The following is a 9,554-nucleotide window of genomic DNA, read 5'->3' on the forward strand; positions in this document are numbered from 1 at the left end:
GCGACATGCGCCGCCGCGATCTCACCGATCGAGTGCCCCACCAGCACGTCCGGCCGAACACCCCAGTGCGTGAGCAGTGCGTGCAGCGCCACCTCGACCGCGAAGATCGCCGGCTGCGCGTACCCGGTGCGGTGGATCAGCTCCTCGTCCGCCAGCACCTCCGCCAACGGCCGGTCCAGATAAGCGTCCAGGTGCAGCGCCACCTGGTCGAAGGCATCCGCGAAGACCGGGAAGGCCTCGTACAGACCCCGACCCATCCCGACCCGCTGCGCGCCCTGACCGGTGAACAGGAACGCCACCCGGCCACCACGTGCGGTGCCGGTCAGGCCACCGGTACCGGACGCCACCGCGTCCAGCCCGCCGATCAGCGCCTCCCGGTCGCCCGCCAGCACCACCGCGCGGTGGGCCAGCGCCGGGCGGCGGACGGCTGCCGCCGCCAGGGCCGGCAGGTCGGCGTCCGCCACCTCGGCGAGCCGCTCCGCCTGCGCCCGCAGCGCCACCTCCGACTCCCCGGCGAGCAGCACCGGCACAAGGCGCGGCACCGGAACGTCGGCCGCTTCCTCCGCCGCAGGAGCCTCTTCCAGGATGACGTGCGCGTTGGTGCCCGAGACACCGAACGCCGACACGCCCGCGCGACGGGGGCGGGCACCGGCCGGCCACGGACGGGCTTCCGTCAGCAGCTCCACCGCACCCGCCGACCAGTCGACCTCGGGCGACGGCTCGTCCGCGTACAGCGTGGCGGGCAGGGTCTCGTGCCGCATCGCGAGCAGCATCTTGATGATGCCGGCGACGCCCGCCGCGGCCTGGGTGTGGCCGATGTTGGACTTCACGGACCCGAGCCTCAGCGGCTCGCCGTCACGCTCCTGGCCGTAGGTGGCCAGCAGGGCCTGCGCCTCGATCGGGTCGCCGAGGGTCGTGCCCGTGCCGTGCGCCTCGACGGCGTCCACCTCGGACGCCGACAGGCCGGCCTGGGCCAGCGCGGCGCGGATCACGCGCTGCTGGGAGGGGCCGTTGGGGGCCGTCAGGCCGTTGGACGCACCGTCCTGGTTGACGGCCGTACCGCGAACCACCGCGAGCACCCGGCGCCCGGCAGCCCGCGCCGACGAGAGCCGCTCGACGAGCAGCATGCCGACACCTTCGGACCAGCCCGTTCCGTCCGCACCCGCCCCGAAGGACTTGCAGCGGCCGTCGGGGGCCAGCCCGCGCTGACGCGAGAACTCCACGAACACATCCGCGGTGGGCATCACCGTCGCACCGCCGACCAGCGCCATCGAGCACTCACCGGCGCGGAGCGCCTGCGCCGCGAGGTGCAGCGCGACCAGCGACGACGAGCAGGCGGTGTCCACGGTGACGGCCGGGCCCTCCAGGCCGAACGAGTACGAGATCCGGCCGGACATCACCGACGAGGCCGTGCCCGTCAGCAGGTGTCCCTCCAGTCCTTCCCCGTTCTCCAGTGATCCCGTGCCGTAGCCCATGAAGGATGCGCCGACGAACACGCCGACCGCCTCGCCCCGCAGGCCGAGCGGATCGACGCCACCACGCTCCAGCGCCTCCCACGAGGTCTCCAGCAGCAGCCGCTGCTGCGGGTCCATCGCCAGCGCCTCACGCGGCGAGATCCCGAACAGCCGCGCGTCGAAGTCGCCCGCGTCGTACAGGAACCCTCCGTGCCGGGTGTACGAGGTGCCGGGGTGGTCCGGGTCCGGGTGGTACAGGCTCTCCAGGTCCCAGCCGCGGTCGGTCGGGAACGCGCCGATGCCGTCCCGGCCGGAGGCCACCAGGTCCCAGAACTCCTCGGGTGTCTCCACCCCGCCCGGCAGCCGCAGGCCCATCCCGACGATGACGACCGGGTCGTCCGCGACGGTGGCCACCGGCGCCGGGCCGGTGGGGGCGGCCGCGTCCTCGCCGACGATCGCGGTCAGGACGAACGCGGCCAGCCGCTCCGCGCTCGGGTAGTCGAACGCCAGCGTCGCCGGCAGCACCAGCCCGGTCGCCGACCGCAGCCGGTTCCGCAGCTCCACCGCCGTCAGCGAGTCGAAGCCCAGTTCCTTGAACGCCCGCGACGGCTCCACCTCCCCGGCCGACGCATGACCGAGCACCGCCGCGACCTCGGCCCGCACCAAGTCCAGCACCGCACGCTGACGCTCGCTCGGCGACAGGCCCGCCACCTGTGCGGCCAGACCGGAGTCCGACTCCGGTGCGGCAGCCTGCTCGGCGGCCTCCGGCAGCCGGTCGAAGAACGGCCGCTTCCGGCTCGCCGTGAACAGCGGCAGGAAGTCCGCCCAGCGGACGTCCGCCACGGTGAGCGCTTCGTCCCCGGACCCGACGGCCGAGGCCAGCGCGGCGAGCGCGCGGTCCGGCGCCATCGGGTTCAGGCCCCGGCGCCGCAGCTGCGAAGCCGTCTCGTCGTCGGCGGCCATACCCACCCGAGCCCACGGGCCCCACGCCACCGCCGTACCCGGCAGACCCTGCGCCCGACGCCGCGCGACCAGTGCATCGAGCGCGGCGTTCGCCGCCCCGTACGCCGCCTGCTCACCACTGCCCCAGACACCCGAGATCGACGAGAAGACGACGAACGCCTCGACGTCGCCGACCAGTTCGTCCAGGTGCAACGCGCCTTCCACCTTGCCCCGGATCACCCGGTCCAGGTGGGCCTCGTCGGCGTCGACCAGCGACACGTCCTCGGCCACACCCGCCGCGTGCACCACCGCGTCGACCCGGCCGACGGCCGCCAGCAGCGCCTCGACCGCCGCGCGGTCCGCCAGGTCACAGGCGTGGATCTCCGCGATCGGCAGCTCGGCCAGCAGTTCCGCCGCACCCGGCGCCTCCGCGCCACGACGCGACAGCAGCACCAGCCGCTCCGCGCCGTTCGCCGCCGCCCAACGGGCCACCTCCACGCCCAGACCACCCGTACCACCGGCGATCAGCACCGTGCCACGCGGACGCCAGGCCGACCCGGTGGTCGCCGGAGCATGCTCCAACCGGCGCACCAGCACCCCGCCACCGCGCACCGCGACCTGGTCCTCCGCACCCAGCACACCGCCCAGAACGGCAGCGACCCGCACCGACGCCCGACGGTCCAACTCAGCCGGCAGATCCAGCAGACCACCCCACAACCCCGGGTGCTCCAACCCCACCGCACGACCGAAGCCCCACAACTGCGCCTGACCGACGTCCACCGCACCGTCCGCCCGCCCGCTGGAGACCGCACCGCGCGTCACCAGCCACAGTGCGGCCTCGGTCCCGGCGGACACCATCGTCCGGACCAGCGCCAGTGCCTCGTCCACGGACTCCGGGGCGGCGACGACGCCGACAACGCCCGCGATCCGCAGTCCGGCGTCCAGCTCCGCCGTCGAACCCGCCGGGACCGGGAGGACCGTCGCGCCGTGCTGCTCCAGCGTGTCGGCGAGCGGAACCTCGCCGACCAGGATCCAGGTGCCCGAGAGGCTCGCCGCACCGGGCTCCGGGAGCGGCTCCCAGGTGACGCGGTAGCGCCAGCCGTCCAGCAGCGACCGTTCCCGGCCCTGCGCCCGCCAGGACGTCAGCGCGGGCAGCACACCTTCGAGGGCTGCCTCCGCGACGCCGAGCTGCGAGGCCAGGCCGGGCAGGTCGCCCTGCTCGATCCGGTCCCAGAAGCCCGCGTCCTCAGCCTCGGCGACCGGGGGCCTGAATTCGAGCCAGTACTCCCGGCGTTGGAAGGCGTAGGTCGGCAGCTCAGCCGGCCGGACCCCGGTGACGAAGGGGGTCCAGTCGACCGTGACGCCGTGGACGTGCAGGGTCGCCAACGCCGTGAGGGCGGTGGTGACTTCGTCACGCTCGCGGCGCAGCAGGGGCGCGGTGACGGCCTCGGGCTGCTGCACGAGCGCGGCCAGGACGGCGTCCGGGCCCAGCTCCACGAACCTGGTCACATCGCCCAACCCGGCCAGGGCGTCCGCGAATCGGACCGGCTTGCGGACCTGCTCGACCCAGTACTCCGGGTCGGTCCACTGGCCGGGTTCGACCGGACTCGCGGTGACGGTCGAGACGACGGGGATCGTCGGCTCGGCGAAGGACAGGCCGCGCACGACGGCGCGGAAGTCCTCCAGCATCGGCTCCATCAGCCGCGAGTGGAACGCGTGGCTGGTCCGCAGGCGGCTGGTCTTCCAGCCCCGTTCGGTGGCCAGCTCGGTCGCCTTGTCGATCTCGGCTTCGAGTCCGGCGACGACGACCGAGGTCGGCCCGTTGATCACGGCGATGTCGATGTCCGGGAACGCCGCCAGAACGTCGGCTTCGGAGGCGCCGACGGCGAGCATCGCGCCACCGGCGGGCAGCGCCTGCATCAACCGGCCACGCGCGGCCACCAGTTGGGCCGCATCCGCCAGCGACAGCACCCCGGCGACGTGCGCGGCCGCGATCTCACCGATCGAGTGCCCCATCAGCACATCGGGGCGCACACCCCAGTGCGACAGCAGCGCGTGCAACGCCACCTCGACCGCGAAGATCGCCGGCTGCGCGTACCCGGTCCGGTGGATCAGCTCCTCGTCCGCCAGCACCTCCGCCAACGGCCGCTCCAGGTAGGCGTCCAGGTGCAGCGCCACCTGATCGAAAGCATCCGCGAACACCGGGAAGGCCTCGTACAGACCCCGACCCATCCCGACCCGCTGCGCGCCCTGACCGGTGAACAGGAACGCCACCCGACCCGCGCTCACAGTACCGGTCAGAGCGCCCGCACCGGACGCCACCGCGGCGAGCCCGGCTGCCAACTCCCCACTGTCGCCCGCCAGTACCACCGCACGGTGGGCCAGCACCGGGCGGCGGACGGCTGCCGCCGCCAGGGCCGGCAGGTCGGCGTCCGCCACCTCGGCCAGCCGCTCCGCCTGCGCCCGCAGGGCGTCCGGGGTCTGGCCGGACAACAGCACCGGCACCAGCGGCAGTTGTGCCACGGCCGGAGCGGAAGGCTCGACCGCCGGCGGCTCCTCCAGGATCACGTGCGCGTTGGTGCCCGAGACACCGAACGCCGACACACCCGCCCGGCGCGGCCGGTCACCGGCCTGCCACGGACGCGCCTCCGTCAGCAGCTCCACCGCACCTGCCGACCAGTCCACATGCGGGGACTGCTCGTCGGCGTGCAAGGTGGCGGGCAGGGTCTCGTGCCGCATCGCCAGCAGCATCTTGACGATCCCGGCAACGCCGGCCGCGGCCTGCGTGTGGCCGATGTTGGACTTCACCGAACCGAGCCACAGCGGCTCGCCGTCACGCTCCTGGCCGTACGTCGCCAGCAGCGCCTGCGCCTCGATCGGGTCACCGAGCGTGGTGCCCGTGCCGTGCGCCTCCACCGCGTCGACATCGGACGCCGACAGACCGGCGTTGGCCAGGGCCTGCCGGATCACCCGCTGCTGCGACGGACCGTTCGGCGCGGTCAGACCGTTCGACGCGCCGTCCTGGTTGACGGCCGTGCCACGGACCACCGCGAGCACCTGGCGCCCCGCGGCACGCGCCGAGGACAGCCGCTCCACGAGCAGCACACCGGCGCCCTCGGACCAGCCCGTGCCGTCCGCGCCCGCCCCGAAGGACTTGCAGCGGCCGTCCGGCGCCAGCCCGCGCTGACGCGAGAACTCGACGAAGATGTCGGGGGTCGGCATCACCGTCACACCGCCGACCAGCGCCATCGAGCACTCGCCCGACCGCAGCGCCTGCGCGGCCAGGTGCAGCGCGACCAGCGAGGACGAGCACGCCGTGTCGATGGTCACCGCCGGGCCTTCGAGCCCGAACGAGTACGAGATCCGGCCGGACATCACCGACGAGGCCGTGCCCGTCAGCAGGTGTCCCTCCAGTCCTTCACCGTTCTCGACCGATCCCGTGCCGTAGCCCATGAAGGATGCGCCGACGAACACGCCGACCGCCTCGCCCCGCAGGCCGAGCGGATCGACGCCACCACGCTCCAGCGCCTCCCACGAGGTCTCCAGCAGCAGCCGCTGCTGCGGGTCCATGGTCAGGGCCTCGCGCGGCGAGATCCCGAACAGTCCGGCGTCGAACTTGCCCGCGTCGTAGAGGAATCCGCCCTCACGGGCGTAGAACGTCCCCGCGTGCTCGGGGTCCGGGTGGTAGAGGGTCTCCAGGTCCCAGCCGCGGTTCGTCGGGAACGCGCCGATGCCGTCCCGCCCGGACGCGACCAGGTCCCAGAACTCCTCGGGTGTCTCCACCCCGCCCGGCAGCCGCAAGCCCATCCCGACGATGACGATCGGATCGTCGGTCCGCACGGCCGCGGCCTCGGTGCCCGCCACCTGCACGGTCGTGCCGGCCGTCTGCTCCAGGACGAACGCGGCCAGCCGCTCCGCGCTCGGGTAGTCGAACGCCAGCGTCGCCGGCAGCACCAGCCCGGTCGCCGACCGCAGCCGGTTCCGCAGCTCCACCGCCGTCAGCGAATCGAAGCCCAACTCCTTGAACGCCCGCGACGGCTCCACCGCCCCCGCCGACGCATGACCCAGCACCGCCGCGACCTCGGCCCGCACCAACTCCAGCACCACACGCTGACGCTCGCCCGGCGACAGACCCGCCAGCCGCCCGGCCAGACCGGACTCCGACTCCGGCGCAACGGCCAACTCCGCGAACTCCGGCAGATCCACCAGCAACGGCCGCTCCCGAGCAGCCGTGAACAACGGCAGGAACTCCGCCCACCGCACATCCGCCACGGTCAGGGCCGCCTCGCTCGATCCGACGGCCGAGGCCAGCGCGGCGAGCGCACGATCGGGGTCCATCGGGTTCAGGCCCCGGCGCCGCAGCTGCGAGGCCGTCTCGTCATCGGCGGCCATACCCACCCGAGCCCACGGACCCCACGCCACCGCCGTACCCGGCAGACCCTGCGCCCGGCGCCGGGCGATCAGTGCATCGAGCGCGGCGTTCGCCGCCCCGTACGCCGCCTGCTCACCACTGCCCCAGATTCCGGCGATCGACGAGAACACCACGAACGCGTCCACGTCGCCGACCAGTTCGTCCAGGTGCAGCGCACCCTCGACCTTGCCGTCGACGACCTTGCGGAGGTGTTCCCCGTCCGCATCCACCACGGCCATGTGCTCACTGACGCCTGCCGCGTGGACGACCGCGTCGACACCGCCGACGGCCGCCAGCAGGGCCTCGACCGCCACGCGGTCGGCCAGATCGCAGGCGTGGATCTCCGCCATCGGCAGCTCGGCCAGGAGTTCCGCCGCACCGGGGGCGTCCGCGCCACGACGCGACAGCAGCACCAGCCGCTCCGCACCGTTCGCCGCCGCCCAACGGGCCACCTCCACGCCCAGACCACCCGTACCACCGGCGATCAGCACCGTGCCACGCGGACGCCAGGCCGACCCGGTGGTCGCCGGAGCATGCTCCAACCGGCGCACCAGCACGCCACCACCGCGCACCGCGACCTGGTCCTCCGCACCCAACGCACCGCCCAGAACAGCAGCGACCCGCACCGACGCCCGACGGTCCAACTCAGCCGGCAGATCCAGCAGACCACCCCACAACCCCGGGTGCTCCAACCCCACCGCACGACCGAAGCCCCACAACTGCGCCTGACCGACGTCCACCGCACCGTCCGCCCGGCCGGTGGCCACCGCACCCCGCGTCACCAGCCAGAGCGGAGCAGCCAGTTCGGCGTCCAGGAAGGCCTGGACGACGGTGAGCGAGTCGAGCAGCGGTCCGTCCTCAAGGGCGGCGAGGCTCACCACGCCGGCGATCGGACCGGCCAGTTCCCGCAGTCGATCGGCCAGCGTGTGCCGCTCGGCCGCTTCGACGCCCAGTACTCGGGCGCCCTGGGCGGTCAGAGCCCCGGTCAGCCCGACCGGGTCGGCGCCGACCAGAACCCAGGTGCCCTCCAGCACCGACGGCCCCGGCTCGGCCACGGGCTGCCAGGCGACCCGGTAGCGCCAGCCGTCCGACTGCGAACGCTCCCGGCCGCGCGCCCGCCAGGACGTCAGCGCGGGCAGCACGCTCTCCAGCGGGGAGGAGGGGTCGACACCGAGCTCGGTGGCGAGCGTGGAGAGGTCGCCCCGGTCCACCGTGGCCCAGAAACCGGCCTCGACGGGGTCGGCCGCAACCGCCTTCACCGGTCGGCTCTCCAGCCAGTAGCGCTGGTGCTGGAAGGCGTAGGTCGGCAGCTCGGCCGGACGGACCCCGGTGAAGAACGGGGTCCAGTCGACCGTGACGCCGTGGACGTAAAGGGTCGCCAACGCCGTGAGGGCGGTGGTGACTTCGTCACGCTCGCGGCGCAGGAGCGGCGCCGTGACGGCGTCGGGGGCCTGGACGAGTGCGGAGAGCACGGCGTCCGGGCCGAGTTCGACGTGGGCGGTGACGCCGTCGAGGGCCGTCAGGGCGTCGGCGAAGCGGACCGGCTTGCGGACCTGGTCGACCCAGTACTCGGGGTCGGTCCACTGGCCCGGCTCGACCGGACTCGCGGTGACGGTCGAGACGACGGGGATCGTCGGCTCGGCGAAGGACAGGCCTCGCACGACCGCGCGGAAGTCCTCCAGCATCGGCTCCATCAGGCGCGAGTGGAACGCGTGGCTGGTCCGCAGGCGGTTGGTCTTCCAGCCCCGTTCGGTGGCCAGCTCGGTCGCCTTGTCGATCTCGGCTTCGAGTCCGGCGACGACGACCGAGGTCGGCCCGTTGACGACGGCGATGTCGATGTCCGGGAACGCCGCCAGAACGTCGGCTTCGGATGCGCCGACGGCGAGCATCGCGCCGCCGGCGGGCAGCGCCTGCATCAACCGGCCACGCGCGGCCACCAGTTGGGCAGCGTCCGCCAGCGACAGCACCCCGGCGACGTGGGCCGCCGCGATCTCACCGATCGAGTGACCGACCAGCACGTCCGGCCGAACACCCCAGTGCGACAGCAGCGCGTGCAGAGCCACCTCGACCGCGAAGATCGCCGGCTGCGCGAAGCCCGTCCGGTGGATCAGCTCCTCGTCCGCCAGCACCTCCGCCAACGGCCGCTCCAGGTAAGCGTCCAGGTGGAGTGCCACCTGGTCGAAGGCGTCCGCGAAGACCGGGAAGGCCTCGTACAGACCCCGACCCATGCCGGTGCGCTGCGCGCCCTGACCGGTGAACAGGAACGCCACCCGGCCCGCACCCGCACTGCCGTGCAGGGATGCGGTGCCGGCGACGACGCCACGAAGGCCGTCGGTCAGGGTCTGCCGGTCCCCCGCGAGCACGACTGCCCGGTGGGACAGCGCGGCGCGCCGGGTCGAGGCCGCGCCGAGCTCCACCGGCCGCGCGGTGTCCGCGTCGGAACGGTCGATCAACTGCTGTGCCTGGGCGCGCAGCGCCGCTTCGTCGTTGCCGGACAACAGGACCGGCACCAGCGGCAGTTCAGCCACGTCCGGGGCGGAAGGCTCGACCGCCGGCGGCTCCTCCAGGATGACGTGCGCGTTGGTGCCCGAGACACCGAACGCCGACACACCCGCGCGACGGGGGCGGTCGCCGGCCAACCACGGACGGGCTTCCGTCAGCAGCTCCACCGCACCCGCCGACCAGTCGACCTCGGGCGACGGCTCGTCCGCGTACAGCGTCGCGGGCAGGGTCTCGTGCCGCATGGC

1 protein-coding gene is annotated in these 9,554 nt (G+C 73.7%); it reads right to left on the reverse strand.

The features are described from left to right. Positions 1-9,554: type I polyketide synthase (locus tag AC067J_RS43640; RefSeq protein ID WP_478308446.1), on the reverse strand; the 9,554-nt coding region annotated here is incomplete at both ends.

This window comes from Kitasatospora sp. NPDC042419 (assembly GCF_056437345.1).